Below are 15,771 nucleotides of genomic sequence, written 5' to 3'. Positions count from 1 at the left end.
CAGGAGATCCGACATGGCCACCTTCCCGTCTCATGACCTCGAATCCGCACCCGAAGCATCCAAACCTCTGCTGGAAAAGTCCCAGGCCGCTTTTGGACGTTTGCCGGGCCTGCATAAGGTGATGGCAGAAAGCCCACAGCACCTTGAAGGCTATCAGGTTCTGCACGGCCTGTTCTTGCAGACCGATTTCGACAACGATGAGAAAACCGTCGTCTGGCAGACCATCAATGTGGAAAACGAATGCCATTATTGCGTGCCCGCGCACACCGGCATCGCAAAGATGATGAAGGTATCAGACGAAATCTCCCAGGCTCTGCGCAATGAAACTCCACTGCCTTCCGCCAAGCTCGAAGCGCTGCGCACCTTCACCCTGCAAGTGATGGAAACCCGTGGCAACCCGACCGAGGAACAGCTTCAGGCGTTCTTCGACGCGGGCTATTCGCATCGCGCGGTTCTGGACGTGGTGCTGGGTCTGGCACAGAAAACCATGTCGAACTACGTCAACCACATGGCCAAAACGCCAGTCGATGAAGCCATGCGCGGCTTCCTGTGGGAACGTAAAGTCAACGAACCGGCCTAAACCGCCACGACTGATCCCTCATCGCTTTCGGAAACGACCAGCGACTGGGCCCGGTCACCCAACTCTTCAAACAGTTCAGGCCCGGTGCCCGTCATCCAGGCCTGAGCACCCAACGCACAAATCTCGTCATAAAGTGCGGCGCGCCGACCCGCGTCCAGATGTGCGGCCACCTCATCCAGCAATACGATCGGTGGCGCCCCCACCATTGCGGCCAAAGCTCGTGCATTGGACAGGATCAATGAAACCAGCAGCGCCTTCTGCTCACCGGTGGAACAATCCTTGGCCGGAACACCCTTGGCAGCAAACACGCCATAGAGATCTGACCGATGCGGCCCAACCAAAGTCCGGCCCGCAGCCAGATCCCTGAACCGACTTTCATTCAAAGCCTCGCGCAAATCCTCAGCCGTTTCGGGCATCGCACCTTCGGTTTGCACCAATTCCAACTCGGCAGACGGAAATGCCGTTTCCGCCTGATCCTGCGCCACCCTCAGATGGTGCAACGCCGCCAATCGCGCTGCGTGGATACGATGCCCCATCTCCGCCATCTGACCCTCAAGCGCGGCATACCAATGCGCGTCACGCACCTGCTCTTTCAGCAAACGGTTCCGTTCGCGCATCGCTTTTTCGTAGGTCAGCGCGGCCTCCGCATGAGACGGATCAAAACTGAGCGCAATGCGATCAAGAAACCGGCGCCGGCCTTCGGCCGCTTCAATCCACAGGCGGTCCATGGACGGAACCAGCCAGACCACCCGCGCAAGTTTGCCCAGATCAATCTGGGTGGCGGTCTTTCCATCAATCCTTACCTGCCGTGCTGCACCGCCCTCAGACCAGGTTTCGATTTCGAAATTCTGACCCTGCGAATGCAACAGTCCCGACAGTTTCCAGCCCAACGCCTCGGGCCGCCGCGTCATCTCGGCCGCGCTTGCCCGCCGCATTCCGCGACCGGGTGAAAACAAGGATACCGCTTCCAGAATATTGGTCTTGCCCGCCCCGTTCGGCCCGTGAATCGCCACCGGCCGCCCGTCCAGAGACAACCGCGCCAGCTTGTGAGACCGAAAATGCGAGACCGTAAGCTCGGTCAGGGCCAATCCCATGACCCCTCCCTTCATCTTTTCAAAAATACTCCCGCCGGAGGCATCGCGCGTCCGCGCGATCAGACGCGCATTGGCATGACGACGTAAACCGCGCTCTGGTCATTGCCTTCGCGCATCAGGGTCGGGTCGCCAGCTGAATTGAACATGAACACCGCATTCTCTCGATCCACCTGAGACGCGATCTCCAGCAGATATTTGGCATTGAACCCGATCTCCAGACGCTCATCACCATAGGCAACGGCCAGTTCTTCCTCGGCCGCGCCACTATCTGGAGCATTCACCGACAGAACCAGCTTGTCGCCATCCAGTTGCAGCTTCACCGCACGCGAACGCTCGGAAGACACCGTTGCCACCCGGTCCACGGCCTGTGCGAACTCGGCAGCATCAACTTCCAGCTTGCGCGTATTTCCTTGCGGGATGACGCGTGTGTAGTCAGGAAAGGTGCCATCGATGACCTTCGAGGTCAGTGTGATATCCGGCGTGGCGAAACGCACCTTGGTTTCGCTGACCGAAACCGCAATATCCATTTCATCATCGTCCAGCAGCTTGCGCAGCTCGCCCACGGTTTTGCGCGGGACGATAACGCCCGGCATGCCCTCTGCACCATCCGGCAAATCGGCATCGATCCGAGCAAGCCGATGACCGTCGGTGGCCACGCAGCGCAACACCTTGCCGCCATCGGATCCGTCGGCCACATGCATGTAGACACCGTTCAGATAATACCGGGTCTCTTCTGTTGAAATCGCGAATTTCGACTTGTCAAACAACCGTCGCAGCAGGGCAGCCGAAGCCGTGAAGTTTGATTGATACTCCGACGACGCCATGACCGGAAAATCCTCTTTCGGCAGCGTCGCCAGCGAGAAATTCGACCGACCCGCCTCAACCGTCAAACGCCCTGCCGCGTTGTCGGCGGTCAGGGTGACAAGGGCACCGTCGGGCAATTTGCGCACGATCTCGTGCAAGGTGGTCGCGGCCACGGTGGTAGCGCCGGCTTTCTCGACCTGCGCCGGGGCCTTGTCGACCACCTCGATATCCAGATCGGTCGCGCGAAACAGCGCCTGATCGCCTTCCGCCTCGATCAGAACATTGGCAAGTATGGGAATGGTATTGCGGCGTTCCACTACGGATTGGGCCTGCGAAACGGCCTTGAGAAGGGTGCCGCGTTCGATGCTGATCTTCATACCCTCAATTCCTCTGACTTGCGTACCGACATGGGCGGGACTGGCACGTTAGCGGTTCCACCCTGAGGCACAAGGATTTTTTACGGTTTTCTGGGTTGGATTGCGTCCAGCGTCAAGGGCAGCGTGCCTGACAGGCACCAGTTCTGATCCAACCGTGGACTAATGCGCACAAGAAACGCCCCGGCCCGAGGAACCGGGGCGGTTTCCTGCATTACAGGCGCAGATCAGGCTTCAAGTGACCGGCGCAGCATTTCCACATCTTCAGCGATCTGACCATCGGTCAGCTTCAGCTCTTCAATGCGTTTGACGCCATGCATGACCGTCGTGTGATCTCGCCCGCCAAAACGGCGGCCGATCTCGGGCAGCGACCGGCTGGTCAACTGCTTGCACAGATACATCGCCACCTGACGCGGACGCGCGTAAGAACGCAGGCGCTTTGGGCCGATGATGTCGGAGAGGCGGATGTTGTAGTATTCAGACACCTTCCGCTGGATCTCTTCAACGGTGATCTTGCGTTCCGAGGCGCGCAACACATCCGCCAGACAATCCTGGGTCAGTTCCATGTCGATCTCGCGGCCAACCAGCGACGCGAACGCGAACAGACGGGTCAGGGCACCTTCCAGCACCCGAACATTGGTCGAGATGCGATGCGCCAGGAATTCCAGAACGCCATCGGCAATCGCCAGGTCCGGATAGGATGAACTGTATTGCTGCACCTTGTTCTGCAAAATGCCCAGACGCAGTTCATAATCGGTCGGGTGCAGGTCGACCACCAGACCACATTGCAGGCGGGATTTCACCCGATCTTCCAGATCCTTGATCTCACCCGGGGCGCGATCGGCCGAGATGATGATCTGCTTGTTCTGATCCACCAGCGCGTTGAACGTGTGGAAAAACTCTTCCTGAGTGGAATCCTTGCCAGCGATGAACTGCACGTCGTCAACCATCAAAACGTCAACCGAACGGAACAGGTGTTTGAAATCCATCATCCGACGCTCGCGCAGGGCCTGCACGAACCGGTACATGAACTGTTCCGCCGACAGGTACAGAACATTGAGTTCGGGATGCTTGGTTTTCAGCTCCCATGCAATGGCATGCATCAGGTGGGTCTTACCCAGCCCCACGCCGCCGTACAGTACCAGCGGATTGAAGGTCACCGGCCCGCCCTCGGATACCCGACGCGCAGCAGCATGGGCCAGTTCATTGGGTTTGCCGACGACAAAACTGTCAAAGGTAAAGCGGGAATCCAACGGGGCGGCCTGAAGCGATTCCAATGTATCCTGCGCCGGGTCCTCGCTCGGCGCGGCGACAGGTTCCGGCTTTGCCACCGGCGGCGTATCGACAGCTGGCTTGGGCCGGGCTGGCGAGTTTGCAGCGACGCGGAAATCCAGACGTTGCACAGTTTCACCTGCGGTGTTCAGCTCGTACAAAATGAGGTCCGCAAAATTCTGGCTGACATAATTGCCCATGAAATTGGTCGGCACCGAGAAAACCGCCACGCCATCCTGAAGCTCCTTGAATTCCAAAGGCTCGATCCAGGTCGTATAGTTGTTCCGACCGATGGCCTTCAGCAATTTGTTACGCAGTAGTCCCCATTTCTCTTGTGTCATTAAGCGCCTCACGCATCCCATTCTTATTGGCCTGTCAGCCTTATTCAGACGAAGCCGGTTTCCCGGTGTTGTATTCACACGCAATAGGTATCCTGTCGCCAAACCAAATGGCTTGGCGGGACTGTCCCGGAAAGCTCGGCAAACCCCAAATCTGACGCTCAACAATAACAGAGCGCCCCGAAAACCGGGTTGCACGTCGCAATCTCAATTTTTTAGACAGGGCCGAGATCACCGGGTATAACCCGGAAACCACGACAGATCGGCAGCCTGGCTTGCGCCAGTCGTCGACAATTGTCCCCAGATCGTTCTGATGCCCGTCAGTTCAATCGGGTAAACAGCCTGTCCCCCCAAGCGAGTGAATCGCTGACATCAGTGGTAGCAATTCGAAGCGGGGCGCGGCAACGAAACTTCGATATTGACTCGGGTCTTTGGCCGAAAGAATCTCTCGGTTTCGTGAAGGCGCGGTTTTCTGGCAACACGAAAAAAGGCGTCGCAATGTACGACGCCTTTCAGAATAGTTCAGCTTTTCTGACGTGACGCGGGGTCACCCGAAAGCTCAACCCAGCGCTTTGACACGCGCGGACAGGCGCGACATTTTGCGGGCCGCAGTGTTCTTGTGGAAGACACCTTTGGTGACGCCACGCATCAGCTCGGGCTGAGCCGCACGCAGGGCCGCGGTCGCCGCGTCCTTGTCGCCGGATGCGATCGCTTCTTCGACTTTGCGCAGATAGGTGCGGATGCGCGAACGACGTGCTTTGTTGATTGCGAAACGCTTTTCGTTCTGACGGGCGCGTTTCTTTGCCTGAGGCGAATTAGCCATGTGTCTCTGACCTTTTGTACGGTACGTTAATCTTGGGTTGCGCGCCACGGACATATCCGCACCGGATCAGAAATCACGAGTGTGAGTCGGGCCAAGCGGGCCGCACGCGCATGTATAGCGGCGCTCTTTACCCAAGTTTTGGGGAGTTGCCAAGTTGATTCTTCAAACCATGGCCAGGAAAAAAGGGCGGGCTCAAGCCCACCCGCCATAGAGATCCCGCGCGTTACTTGTCGCGGAATTGCGCAGTGCGCTTTTCCAGGAACGCAGCCATGCCTTCCTTCTGATCTTCGGTTGCGAACATCGAATGGAAGACACGACGCTCGAACAACATACCTTCGCTCAGCGGAAGCTCGTAGCTGCGATTCACCGCTTCTTTCGCGGCCATTGCGGTCAGCTGCGATTTCTCGGCAATCTTCTGTGCTGCGCTCACGGCTTCTTCGATCAGCTTCTTGGCCGGCACCACCCGGCTCACGAGACCTGCGCGTTCAGCTTCGTCCGCATCCATGAAACGCCCCGTCAGGTTCATGTCCATCGATTTGGATTTACCCACAAACCGTGTCAGACGCTGACTTCCACCCAATCCGGCAATGACGCCCAGATTGATCTCGGGCTGGCCGAATTTCGCGGTGTCCGCCGCGATGATGAAATCGCACAGCATGGCAAGTTCACATCCACCGCCCAGCGCATAGCCTGCCACGGCCGCAATGATCGGCTTGCGAATCGCGGTCACACGATCATTCGCGTCGGCAAAAAGGTTGATGTTGTAGACGTCGACAAAACTCATCTCGGACATTTCCTTGATGTCCGCGCCAGCGGCAAAGGCCTTGTCCGATCCGGTGATCACGATGCAGCGCACTTTGTCATTGCTGTCCGCATCTTCCAGCGCGGTGCAGAGCTCACCCAGCAACTGGGTGTTCAACGCGTTCAACGCATCCGGTCGGTTGAGTTTGATAAGTGCGACGTGGTCTTCGATTTCGACGATGATCGTCTCAAAAGCCATGAGAGGAAAGCTTCCGGTTGTTCCGTTCAGGTACGATTCCTTACCACGCGAAAAACTTGGATCAAGCTATCTTTGGCATTGCGCACAATAGAAGGATGAGCGACCGGACTGGGTGATTCTCTTGATCGGCGCTCCGCACCCTTCGGTTCGGCAGGCCTCGCCCTCGCGACCGTAGACATCAAAGCTGTGCTGAAAATATCCAAGTTCTCCATCGGCTTGGCGGAAATCCCGCAGCGAGGACCCGCCGGCTTCTATGGCGTCTTGCAACACCTGCCGGATGATCGGAACAAGCGCCGCCACGCGGGGTGCGGAAATCTGTCCGGCTTTGCGACGTGGCGACACTCGGCCGCGATAAAGAGCTTCGCAAACATAGATATTGCCCAGACCGGCAACGATTCCCTGATCCAGCAAGGCGGATTTGACAGGCGTGTTCTTGCCTTTGAACGCATCGATCAGGTGTTGGTCGTGAAAATCGTTGCCCAAGGGTTCGGGCCCCAGAACCGACAGCAGCTTGTGATTTTCGGCGTTGTCCGTTTGCAACAGGTCCATCGCGCCAAACCGGCGAGGGTCGTTGAAGGTGATGCGTGCGCCATTGGCCATATGAAAGACCACATGGTCATGTTTCTGCACGGCGGGATGGTCATGGACGAACTGTCCCAACGGGTCGCCCGACACCGTCATCCGCCCCGACATACCCAGGTGGATCAACAAGGTCTCGCCGCTGCTGAGATCCGCCAGGATGTATTTCGACCGCCGCCGCAGCCGCTCTACCCGCTGCCCGGTCAGCCGTTCGGCCATACGTTCGGGGAACGGCCAGCGCAGATCGGGGCGATTCACATCAGCCCGTTCGATCACGACCCCCTCCATGGCAGGACTCAGGCCGCGTCTTACTGTCTCGACCTCAGGTAATTCGGGCATTACAGGGCTCCTAATTCAAAGGGCCGCATTGTGCCCGCCTCTCTTGGCCCTATAACAGAGGCGAAATTCGACAAACGGCAAGGCAAATGTCCGACAACAGCGACAAGACCACTCATTTCGGTTTCGAAACCGTCCCCGAGGCCGAAAAGGCCGGGCGTGTGCAGGGCGTATTCAACTCGGTTGCCTCGAAATATGACGTGATGAACGATGTCATGTCGATGGGCATCCACCGGGTCTGGAAGGACGCGATGATGGACTGGCTGGCGCCGCGCCCCGGCCAGCGGCTGCTGGACGTGGCCGGCGGAACGGGCGACATCTCGTTCAGGTTCCTCAAACGCGCGGGCCACGGCCACGCCACGGTGCTGGACCTGACCGAGCCGATGCTGATCGAAGGGCGGCAACGCGCCGAAGCAGATCAGATGTCGGACAGCCTGAACTGGGTCGTGGGCGACGCCATGGCCCTGCCTTTCGAAGACAATACATTCGATGTCTATACGATCTCGTTCGGCATTCGGAACGTCACCCGCCCGCAAGAAGCTTTGAACGAGGCTTACCGTGTGCTGAAACCCGGCGGCCGCCTGATGGTTCTGGAATTCAGCCAACTGCCCAATGACGGGCTTCAGAAACTCTATGACCTCTACAGTTTCAACGTCATCCCGCGCATGGGGAAACTGATCGCCAATGACTATGACAGCTATCAATACCTGGTCGAATCGATCCGAAAATTCCCCGATCAGGAAACGTTCCTGAACATGGTTCGCACCGCAGGTTTCGAAAACGCCAAATACCGGAACCTGAGCATGGGTATCGCCGCGCTGCATTCCGGCTGGAAGATCTGACACATGCGTGGTCCCCATAACATCATCCGCCTGATCCGCACAGGCGCCACGCTCGAGCGCACAGGCGCAATGAACGTGGTACTGGATGCGTTCGAAGCCCCGCGCGCCGTTCGCATCCTGGCCCACGCATTGGGCAAACCCTTTCAATGGCTTGGCTACAAGGGCGACCCCGGGATGCCACCCGCCACGCGCGCCCTGACGGCGCTTGGCCCCGCCTATATAAAATTCGGTCAAGTGCTTTCGACCCGCCCGGACGTCGTTGGAAATGAACTGGCCGAGCAACTGCGCGTTCTGCAAGACAAGCTACCGCCTTTCTCCAAAGCCGACGCGATGGCCGAAGTCGAGAAAGAACTGGGTCAGCCGATCTCGGACATGTTCAGCGAATTCAGCGAGCCGATTGCCGCTGCATCTATTGCGCAGGTTCACAAGGCCAAGTTGACCAGCACGGGTGAGGATGTCGCGGTCAAAGTCCTGCGCCCGGGGATCGAACGCGCGTTCCGCAAAGATGTCGATGCGTTCTATTTCGCCGCCCGCATGGTGCAACTCTGCGCGCCTGGCGCGCGCCGTCTGCGCCCGATGGAAGTGATCGAGCATTTCGACGGTGTCGTACGCGGCGAACTGGATCTGCGTCTGGAAAGCGCGGCGGCCTCAGAATATGCCGCCAACACCAAGGACGACGCCGGCTTCTGGCTGCCCCCCGTTGTATGGTCACTGTCCGCGCGCCGCGTCATGACGCTCAGTTGGGCGGACGGGATCGCACTGGGTGACAATGATGCTCTGGATGCCGCAGGTCACAACCGCAATGATCTGGCCGAACGTGTCCTGCGCCTGTTCCTTCTCCATGCCCTGCGCGACGGCTTTTTCCACGCCGACATGCACCAGGGCAACCTGAAGGTCGCCGCGAACGGAGACATCATAGCCTATGATTACGGCATCATGGGGCATATCGATGAATACACACGCCGGGTCTATGCCGAAATCCTGTTCGGCTTCATCCGCCGCGACTACAAACGCGTGGCCGAGGTGCATTTCGAAGCCGGCTATGTTCCCGCCAACCAGGACGTGGACGAGTTCGCCCGCGCTCTGCGGGCCGTGGGCGAGCCGATCTTCGGCATGGATGCCACGCATATTTCCATGGGGCGGTTGCTGAGCTATCTGTTCGAAGTGACCGAACGGTTCGGGATGGAAACACGAACCGAGTTGATCCTGCTGCAACGCACCATGGTTGTCGTCGAAGGCGTCGCGCGCTCACTCGACCCACATATGAACATCTGGGAGGTCGCCCGCCCCGTGGTCGAAGACTACATCAAACAATCCATCGGCCCCCGGGCGGCCCTGCGGGATTTGGGAAAAACCGCGATGGTTCTGGCCCGCTTCGGCCCGCGTCTGCCGGCCCTCGTCGAAAACGCACTGATCGCGCAAACCCAGAAAGACGAACCGCAGACGTCCACCCTGTGGTCCATTGTTCTGCCTGCCACGTTCGGAGCCGCAGCAGGTGCAGCGCTGGTCTTGCTGATCAGCGCGCTCAACTAAAACCAACCTACCTGCTTCATCTGGCCAAAAATATCCTCGGGGGGAATCGCGCCTTGCGCGATGGGGGGCAGACAGCCCCCCGCACCACTTGCGGATCAGAGCCGTTCGATGGCGATGGCAATCCCCTGACCGCCCCCGATGCACATGGTGATCAGCCCTTTGGACCCTCCGGTGCGTTCCAGCTCGTACAGCGCTTTCAGCGTGATGATCGCACCCGTGGCCCCCACCGGATGCCCCAACGCAATCGCACCGCCGTTGGGGTTCACCTTGCTTGCGTCCAATCCAAGCTCCTGATTCACGGCCAGAGCCTGCGCGGCGAAGGCTTCATTGCTTTCGATCACGTCGAAATCTTCTGCTGACAAGCCCGTCTTCTTCAACAGGTTTTGCACTGCCGGAACAGGGCCAATGCCCATGACTTCCGGCCGCACGCCTGCATGCGCATACCCAATGACACGCGCCTTCGGTTTCAACCCAGCCTTTTCGGCCGCATCCGCTGTCGCCAACACCATCGCCGCCGCCCCGTCATTGATGCCCGAGGCATTGCCGGCCGTCACTCGCCCGTCCTTTTTGAACACCGGGCGCAGACTCGCCAACGCTTCGGCGGTCGTCGCCTTTGGATGCTCGTCGACTTTGAAATCGACCATGTCCCGCTTGATCTTGACCTGTACCGGTGTGATCTGACTTTCGAAATATCCGGCCTCGATCGCCGCAGCCGCACGTGTCTGGCTGTCCAATGCGAACGCATCCATCTGTTCACGGCTGATCTGATGCTCATCCGCCACGTTTTCGGCCGTCACCCCCATATGTCCTGTGCCGAACGGGCAGTTCAACGCACCCAGCATCATGTCCAGAGAGGTGACGTCGCCCATCTTCGCGCCCCAGCGCGCCTGCGGAACGATGTAGGGGCTTCGTGACATGCTCTCTGCTCCGCCCGCAACGGCAAAGTCAGCATCGCCCAGCATCAGGGACTGCACGGCTGACACGATCGCCTGCGCGCCGGATCCGCACAGACGGTTCACGTTCATGGCCGGTGTGCCGTTGGGAATACCCGCCTGCATCGCGGCAACACGCGACAGATACATGTCACGCGGTTCAGTGTTGATCACATGACCGAACACCACATGCCCGATCTGCGCCCCCTCAACCCCCGAGCGCTCAAGCGCCGCTTCCGTCGCGACAGTGGCCAGATCAATCGGCGCGGTTGAAGCCAGCGCACCACCAAAGGTGCCAATTGCGGTGCGGGCACCGTCGAGAATAACGATATCGCTCATGAGCTACTCCTCCTGAATTTCGCTGCATTATGCATGCGCAGAATGGCACTGTCGCCCCAGACGTCCCGTCACGGCGGGAATTGACATTGCGTTGCGCAGCCCCCATGGATTCCGTCATGACGGAAGACACAGACGATATCCTGAACCTCCTGCCCGCCCGCTTGAAAGAGGCGCGACGGGCCAAAGGGCTGTCCCTGGAAGCGGTCGCCAATCTCAGCGGCGTGTCCCGGTCCATGGTCAGTCAGATCGAACGCGGAGAAAGCAGCCCGACGATCTCGACCCTGTGGAACCTGACACGCGCGTTGCAGGTGGATTTCGCCGGTCTCTTGGAGGGCGCAAAGGCCACGGACCAGATCGAGGTTCTGCGAAGCTCCGAGGTCCCCAGCATCGACAATATGGGGCAGAACTGCCGAATTCGCATCCTGTCACCGCCTGAAGAGGCCGGGGGTCATGAAGTCTATGATATCGAATTCGACGAGGACGGGGCCCTGAACAGCCAACCCCATGCCCGCGGTGCCCGTGAACAGCTCACCGTGCTGGAAGGCGCGGTCAAGGTCACTTCAGGCAATGCGGTGACCGAGTTGAACCAGGGGGACACGGCCCGATATGCCGCCGACATTGCGCATTCCATCTGTGCCAAAGGACCGGCCCGGGTATTCCTGATCGTAAAAAACGCCTGACACCCGCGAAATTCCACCTTCACGGATATTTTTCCTTCATATTGAATTTCCCCTATTTGGGAATTTCATCCGCTATGTTAGATGTGCGACTCAGTTGAACGGAGGTCGCCATGGCAGATGCATTCCTGTCCCATATCACGGACACACTTGCGCAGATCGAATCTGAGGGTCTTTACAAACGCGAACGAATGATCACCTCGCCTCAGGGCGGTGAGATTACTGTCGGCGGCAAGCAGGTGATCAACCTCTGTGCCAACAACTATCTGGGTCTGGCGGATCATCCCGCGCTGATCGAGGCCGCAACACAAGCTATGGGCCCCAAGGGATTCGGCATGGCGTCGGTTCGGTTCATCTGTGGCACGCAAGACATTCACCGCGAACTGGAACAACGTCTTGCCAGTTTCCTGAACAAAGACGACTCCATCCTTTTTGCCGCCTGTTTCGACGCCAATGGCGGGCTGTTTGAACCTCTGCTGGGACCGGAAGACGCCATCATTTCGGACAGCCTGAACCACGCCTCGATCATCGACGGCGTGCGGCTGTGCAAGGCCAAACGCTATCGCTATCTGAACAACGACATGAATGACCTCGAAGCCTGGCTGAAACAGGCGCGCGAGGACGGGGCGCGGCACATCATGATCGCCACCGATGGCGTGTTCTCGATGGACGGTTATCTGGCCAACCTGCCGAAAATCCGGGAACTGGCCGATAAATACGATGCGATTGTCATGGTGGACGATTGCCACGCGACCGGCTTCATGGGGCCGAACGGGGCCGGCACACCGGATCATTTCGGCGTCGATGTGGATATTCTGACGGGAACCTTGGGCAAGGCACTTGGGGGGGCAATCGGCGGCTATATCGCCGGGCCGCAGCCAGTGATCGACCTGCTGCGGCAGCGGGCGCGGCCCTATCTGTTCTCAAACTCGCTGCCGCCCTCCATCGTCGCTGCCGGATTGGAGGCGATCCGTCTGGTCGAAGAAGGCGACATGCTGCGCGCGCAACTGTTCGGCAACGCCAAGTACTGGCGCGCTGGCTTGGAAAAGCTTGGTTTTGACCTGCTGCCCGGGGAACACCCGATCATCCCGGTGATGCTGGGTGAGGCGACGCTGGCTCAAGACATGGCGTCACGGCTGTTCGACGAAGGCGTCTATGTTTCGGGCTTCTTCTTCCCGGTCGTCCCACGCGGGCAAGCGCGGATCAGAACGCAGATGAACGCGGCTCTGACCAGGGATGAACTGGACCGCGCCCTGTCCGCATTTGGCAAGGTCGGCAAAGAACTGGGGGTCATCGAATGATCCTTCCATCGGTCATTGATGTGATCGGCGACACCCCCATGGTTGAACTGTCGCGCATGTGTGCCCAGCAGAAGCTGAACGGGCGTATCATCGCCAAGCTTGATTACTTGCTGCCGGGGTTTTCGAAAAAGGACCGCGCGGCAAAGTCCATCATCGAAACGGCGCGCGCAGACGGTTCTCTGTCACCTGGGCAAACGGTGGTCGAGCTGACCTCGGGCAATATGGGAACCGGGCTGGCTATCGTTTGCGGTATTCTGGGCCATCCTTTCGTGGCAGTCATGAGCGCCGGGAACTCGGTCGAACGTGCACGTATGATGCGGGCCCTGGGGGCCGAAGTTGTCATCGTGCCCCAGGCCCCGGGCAGCAAACCCGGCGAAGTCTCGGGCGCCGATCTTGAACTGGTCGATGTCGAGGCGAAACGCATCACAGCCGAACGTAACGCATATCGTGCCGATCAATTTGGTCATTCGGGAAATCCCAAGGCCCACGAAACCGGGACCGGGCCCGAGATCTGGGCGCAATCCGAAGGCACCGTTACGGCATTCTGCGATTTTGCAGGATCCGGTGGAACACTGGCTGGCGCGGCAGAGTATCTGAACCGACACGGCGTACGGTGTTATGCCATAGAACCCGAAGGCGCTCGCGCATTGGCCGGTGAACCGGTTTCGATCCCGGATCACCCCATTCAGGGCGGTGGTTACGCCATGGGTGATCTGGTGCATCTGAAGGGCATCCAATTGGCAGGACACCTTGCTGTTTCGGGAAAGGCCGCGCGGGATTGTGCCCGGCTTCTGGCCCGCACCGAGGGGATATTCGCAGGTTATTCGGCAGGCGCGAACCTTGCCGCGGCAATTGAACTGCTTCGCGGTCCCGAGGAAGGCGGATGCGTCGCAATCATCATGTGTGACAGCGGCCTGAAATACCTGTCGACCGATTTGTGGGAGTAAGTCCATGCGACCCAACACGATGAAAGCACTGGAAAAATCCAAACCCGAAGAGGGGCTGTGGGTGGTGCAGGCCCCGATCCCCGAAATCGGCCCGGATGACGTGCTGATCCGCATCCACAAGACGGGCATCTGCGGCACCGACATCCATATCTGGAACTGGGATGAATGGGCCTCTCATACCGTGCCGGTTCCGATGATCACCGGCCATGAGTTTGCCGGAGAGATCGTCGAGATCGGACGCAACGTGACAGGGCTTGAAATCGGCCAGCGGTGCTCGGGCGAAGGTCATCTGATCACCACCGACAGCCGCCAGAGCCGCGCCGGAAAGTTCCACCTGGATCCGGGCACTCGGGGCATAGGAGTAAACGAACAGGGCGCATTTGCCGAGTATCTGAAACTGCCTGCTTTCAACGTGGTTCCCTTGCCCGACGACATACCGGATGAGATCGGAGCCATCCTCGATCCGCTGGGCAACGCAGTGCATACTGCCCTCAGCTTTGATTTGCTGGGCGAGGATGTTCTGATCACGGGTGCAGGCCCCATCGGCATCATGGCCGCTGCCGTCGCTCGTCACGCGGGTGCGCGCAACGTGGTCATCACCGACATCAATGCAGACCGATTGAAACTGGCGGAACATGTGGTTCCTTCGGTGCGGACCGTCGATGTATCCACCGAGGATTTGCAGGACGTCATAGCCGAGCTTGGGATGAAAGAAGGGTTCGATGTCGGGCTTGAGATGTCCGGCTCGCAGTCCGCCCTGGACCAGATGGTCGAAGCGTTGGTGATGGGTGGAAAGATCGCGTTGCTGGGGATTCCACCGGGCAAGTCTCCGGTTGACTGGTCGCGCATCGTGTTCAAGGCGATCACGATCAAGGGGGTCTATGGGCGTGAGATGTTCGAGACGTGGTACAAGATGATCGCCATGCTGCAAAACGGTCTGGATGTGTCCCGCGTGATCACGCACCGCTTTGCGGTTGATGATTTCGCCCAAGGGTTTTCCGCGATGAAATCAGGCCTGTCCGGCAAGGTTGTTCTGGACTGGACCTAACGCGCTGGAAAGTTGCAACCTCAGCCCCTAGACAGGTGCAGAACTTGCACAAGGGAGGCATGAGATGGGCGAGGACAAAGACGATCGTCTGTTGCAGCGGGGGGTCGAAGACACCCTGGTCACTGATTTCGCCGAAACGCACCGCAAAAGCTATGGCGACTTCCTGCAACTGAAGACGCTGCTGAACCTGCAAAAAACCTTTCAGGACCCCGCACAACCTGACGAGATGCTGTTCATCATCATTCATCAGGTCAGTGAGCTGTGGCTGAAACTGATGCATCACCAACTGGTCGAGGTCCGCCGGTTCCTGCAACAAGATGAATTCGGACCCGCCATGAAGAACCTCGACCGCATCAAGGCCATTCAACGGCAATTGATTGCGGCCTGGGAAACCCTGCTGACCATGACGCCGGCCGACTATATGACGTTTCGGCAGGCCCTGGGCAACTCTTCCGGGTTTCAAAGCTATGGGTACAGGCAGATCGAGTTCATTCTTGGCAACAAGGATGCCTCGACCCTGAAAGTGCACGAGCATGACCCTGAGGTGATGGAGATGCTGACCGCCGCCCTGACCAAACCGTCCCTGTATGACGAAGTGTTGCACATGCTGGCCCGACAGGGGTTCGACGTTCCACGGGACTTGATCGAGCGGGACTACTCCGAGCCGTATTCCGGTGATCCGCGCGTGGTTCAGATCTGGGTCGAAGTGTTCCGCAACACGGAAAAGTACTGGGATCTGTACGCGCTGGCCGAAAAACTCATGGATGTGGAAAGCCTGTTTCAACGCTGGCGCTTTGACCACGCCACCGCGGTTGAACGTGTGATCGGAATGCAACCCGGCACCGGAGGTTCCAGCGGCGTGGCTTTCCTGCGAAAGGCACTTGAGTTGCGGTTCTTCCATGACCTCTACGATGTGCGGACGGAACTGATGTACAGCGGGCAGGACTGAGCC

15 protein-coding genes are annotated in these 15,771 nt (G+C 58.8%); 8 read left to right on the top strand and 7 right to left on the bottom strand.

The window, feature by feature from the left end:
- Positions 1 to 13: 13 nt before the first annotated feature.
- On the top strand, positions 14 to 580 hold the full coding sequence (locus AC2FF8_RS13130; RefSeq protein WP_257599838.1) for a carboxymuconolactone decarboxylase family protein: 567 nt from the start codon (positions 14 to 16) through the stop codon (positions 578 to 580).
- On the opposite strand, the gene recF is transcribed toward AC2FF8_RS13130, so the two are convergent.
- The 6 genes from recF to mutM all read right to left on the bottom strand — a co-directional run bounded on the left by recF (position 577) and on the right by mutM (position 7,203).
- A complete protein-coding gene (gene recF / locus AC2FF8_RS13125) occupies positions 577 to 1,674 on the bottom strand; it encodes a DNA replication/repair protein RecF (RefSeq protein ID WP_496879891.1) in 1,098 nt (365 codons plus the stop codon). The two genes, AC2FF8_RS13130 and recF, sit on opposite strands and share 4 nt — an antisense overlap.
- Before the next feature lie 59 nt (positions 1,675 to 1,733).
- Positions 1,734 to 2,855: a DNA polymerase III subunit beta gene (gene dnaN / locus AC2FF8_RS13120; RefSeq protein ID WP_170345654.1), complete on the bottom strand. Its 1,122-nt coding sequence runs from the start codon at positions 2,853 to 2,855 to the stop codon at positions 1,734 to 1,736.
- A 224-nt stretch (positions 2,856 to 3,079) separates the two neighbouring features.
- Positions 3,080 to 4,465 carry a chromosomal replication initiator protein DnaA gene (dnaA, locus tag AC2FF8_RS13115; RefSeq protein ID WP_170345655.1) on the bottom strand — a complete coding sequence of 462 codons (1,386 nt, stop codon included), beginning with the start codon at positions 4,463 to 4,465 and terminating at the stop codon, positions 3,080 to 3,082.
- A gap of 556 nt (positions 4,466 to 5,021) precedes the next feature.
- On the bottom strand, positions 5,022 to 5,285 hold the full coding sequence (gene rpsT / locus AC2FF8_RS13110; RefSeq protein ID WP_170345656.1) for a 30S ribosomal protein S20: 264 nt from the start codon (positions 5,283 to 5,285) through the stop codon (positions 5,022 to 5,024).
- Between the two features lie 223 nt (positions 5,286 to 5,508).
- Positions 5,509 to 6,285, bottom strand: a complete 777-nt coding sequence (acuK, locus tag AC2FF8_RS13105) for an acryloyl-CoA hydratase (protein WP_117870917.1) — start codon at positions 6,283 to 6,285, stop codon at positions 5,509 to 5,511.
- Between the two features lie 66 nt (positions 6,286 to 6,351).
- Positions 6,352 to 7,203, bottom strand: coding sequence for a bifunctional DNA-formamidopyrimidine glycosylase/DNA-(apurinic or apyrimidinic site) lyase (mutM, locus tag AC2FF8_RS13100; protein WP_257599836.1), 852 nt, complete (start codon positions 7,201 to 7,203; stop codon positions 6,352 to 6,354).
- A gap of 86 nt (positions 7,204 to 7,289) precedes the next feature.
- Here mutM and ubiE point away from each other — a divergent pair, with 86 nt between their 5' ends.
- Positions 7,290 to 8,042, top strand: a complete 753-nt coding sequence (gene ubiE / locus AC2FF8_RS13095) for a bifunctional demethylmenaquinone methyltransferase/2-methoxy-6-polyprenyl-1,4-benzoquinol methylase UbiE (RefSeq protein WP_170345658.1) — start codon at positions 7,290 to 7,292, stop codon at positions 8,040 to 8,042.
- A 3-nt stretch (positions 8,043 to 8,045) separates the two neighbouring features.
- Complete coding sequence (ubiB, locus tag AC2FF8_RS13090; protein ID WP_170345659.1) at positions 8,046 to 9,575, top strand: 2-polyprenylphenol 6-hydroxylase; 1,530 nt, start codon at positions 8,046 to 8,048, stop codon at positions 9,573 to 9,575.
- A gap of 95 nt (positions 9,576 to 9,670) precedes the next feature.
- Here the strand turns inward: ubiB and AC2FF8_RS13085 are convergent, their stop codons facing one another.
- Positions 9,671 to 10,846, bottom strand: a complete 1,176-nt coding sequence (locus tag AC2FF8_RS13085) for an acetyl-CoA C-acyltransferase family protein (RefSeq protein ID WP_496879890.1) — start codon at positions 10,844 to 10,846, stop codon at positions 9,671 to 9,673.
- 116 nt (positions 10,847 to 10,962) lie between these two features.
- Between AC2FF8_RS13085 and AC2FF8_RS13080 the strand changes: the two genes are divergently transcribed.
- The 5 genes from AC2FF8_RS13080 to AC2FF8_RS13060 all read left to right on the top strand — a co-directional run bounded on the left by AC2FF8_RS13080 (position 10,963) and on the right by AC2FF8_RS13060 (position 15,768).
- A complete protein-coding gene (locus tag AC2FF8_RS13080) occupies positions 10,963 to 11,526 on the top strand; it encodes a helix-turn-helix domain-containing protein (RefSeq protein ID WP_170345661.1) in 564 nt (187 codons plus the stop codon).
- Between the two features lie 110 nt (positions 11,527 to 11,636).
- The gene (locus tag AC2FF8_RS13075; RefSeq protein WP_425079361.1) at positions 11,637 to 12,824 is read left to right on the top strand and encodes a glycine C-acetyltransferase; all 1,188 of its coding nucleotides are present in this window, start codon (positions 11,637 to 11,639) and stop codon (positions 12,822 to 12,824) included.
- A complete protein-coding gene (locus AC2FF8_RS13070) occupies positions 12,821 to 13,771 on the top strand; it encodes a PLP-dependent cysteine synthase family protein (protein WP_496879889.1) in 951 nt (316 codons plus the stop codon). The genes AC2FF8_RS13075 and AC2FF8_RS13070 overlap by 4 nt, the downstream gene beginning before the upstream one ends.
- A 19-nt stretch (positions 13,772 to 13,790) precedes the next feature.
- Positions 13,791 to 14,819 carry an L-threonine 3-dehydrogenase gene (gene tdh, locus AC2FF8_RS13065; protein ID WP_496879918.1) on the top strand — a complete coding sequence of 343 codons (1,029 nt, stop codon included), beginning with the start codon at positions 13,791 to 13,793 and terminating at the stop codon, positions 14,817 to 14,819.
- A 64-nt stretch (positions 14,820 to 14,883) separates the two neighbouring features.
- Positions 14,884 to 15,768 carry a tryptophan 2,3-dioxygenase gene (locus AC2FF8_RS13060; protein WP_496879888.1) on the top strand — a complete coding sequence of 295 codons (885 nt, stop codon included), beginning with the start codon at positions 14,884 to 14,886 and terminating at the stop codon, positions 15,766 to 15,768.
- The last annotated feature ends 3 nt before the right edge of the window (positions 15,769 to 15,771 follow it).

It is taken from the genome of Ruegeria sp. YTSA144 (genome assembly GCF_059610125.1).
Note: the sequence above shows the minus strand (reverse complement) of the source record. Positions and strands in the feature narration are given on the sequence as shown.

Excerpts from the sequence above, each read along its gene's own strand:
- recF (WP_496879891.1), bottom strand. The coding sequence starts at position 1,674 with ATGGGATTGGCCCTGACCGAGCTTACGGTCTCGCATTTTCGGTCTCAC.
- AC2FF8_RS13060 (WP_496879888.1), top strand. The coding sequence starts at position 14,884 with ATGGGCGAGGACAAAGACGATCGTCTGTTGCAGCGGGGGGTCGAAGAC.
- AC2FF8_RS13130 (WP_257599838.1), top strand. The coding sequence starts at position 14 with ATGGCCACCTTCCCGTCTCATGACCTCGAATCCGCACCCGAAGCATCC.
- AC2FF8_RS13075 (WP_425079361.1), top strand. The coding sequence starts at position 11,637 with ATGGCAGATGCATTCCTGTCCCATATCACGGACACACTTGCGCAGATC.
- rpsT (WP_170345656.1), bottom strand. The coding sequence starts at position 5,285 with ATGGCTAATTCGCCTCAGGCAAAGAAACGCGCCCGTCAGAACGAAAAG.
- AC2FF8_RS13080 (WP_170345661.1), top strand. The coding sequence starts at position 10,963 with ATGACGGAAGACACAGACGATATCCTGAACCTCCTGCCCGCCCGCTTG.
- tdh (WP_496879918.1), top strand. The coding sequence starts at position 13,791 with ATGAAAGCACTGGAAAAATCCAAACCCGAAGAGGGGCTGTGGGTGGTG.
- acuK (WP_117870917.1), bottom strand. The coding sequence starts at position 6,285 with ATGGCTTTTGAGACGATCATCGTCGAAATCGAAGACCACGTCGCACTT.
- dnaN (WP_170345654.1), bottom strand. The coding sequence starts at position 2,855 with ATGAAGATCAGCATCGAACGCGGCACCCTTCTCAAGGCCGTTTCGCAG.
- ubiE (WP_170345658.1), top strand. The coding sequence starts at position 7,290 with ATGTCCGACAACAGCGACAAGACCACTCATTTCGGTTTCGAAACCGTC.
- ubiB (WP_170345659.1), top strand. The coding sequence starts at position 8,046 with ATGCGTGGTCCCCATAACATCATCCGCCTGATCCGCACAGGCGCCACG.
- AC2FF8_RS13085 (WP_496879890.1), bottom strand. The coding sequence starts at position 10,846 with ATGAGCGATATCGTTATTCTCGACGGTGCCCGCACCGCAATTGGCACC.
- mutM (WP_257599836.1), bottom strand. The coding sequence starts at position 7,203 with ATGCCCGAATTACCTGAGGTCGAGACAGTAAGACGCGGCCTGAGTCCT.
- dnaA (WP_170345655.1), bottom strand. The coding sequence starts at position 4,465 with ATGACACAAGAGAAATGGGGACTACTGCGTAACAAATTGCTGAAGGCC.
- AC2FF8_RS13070 (WP_496879889.1), top strand. The coding sequence starts at position 12,821 with ATGATCCTTCCATCGGTCATTGATGTGATCGGCGACACCCCCATGGTT.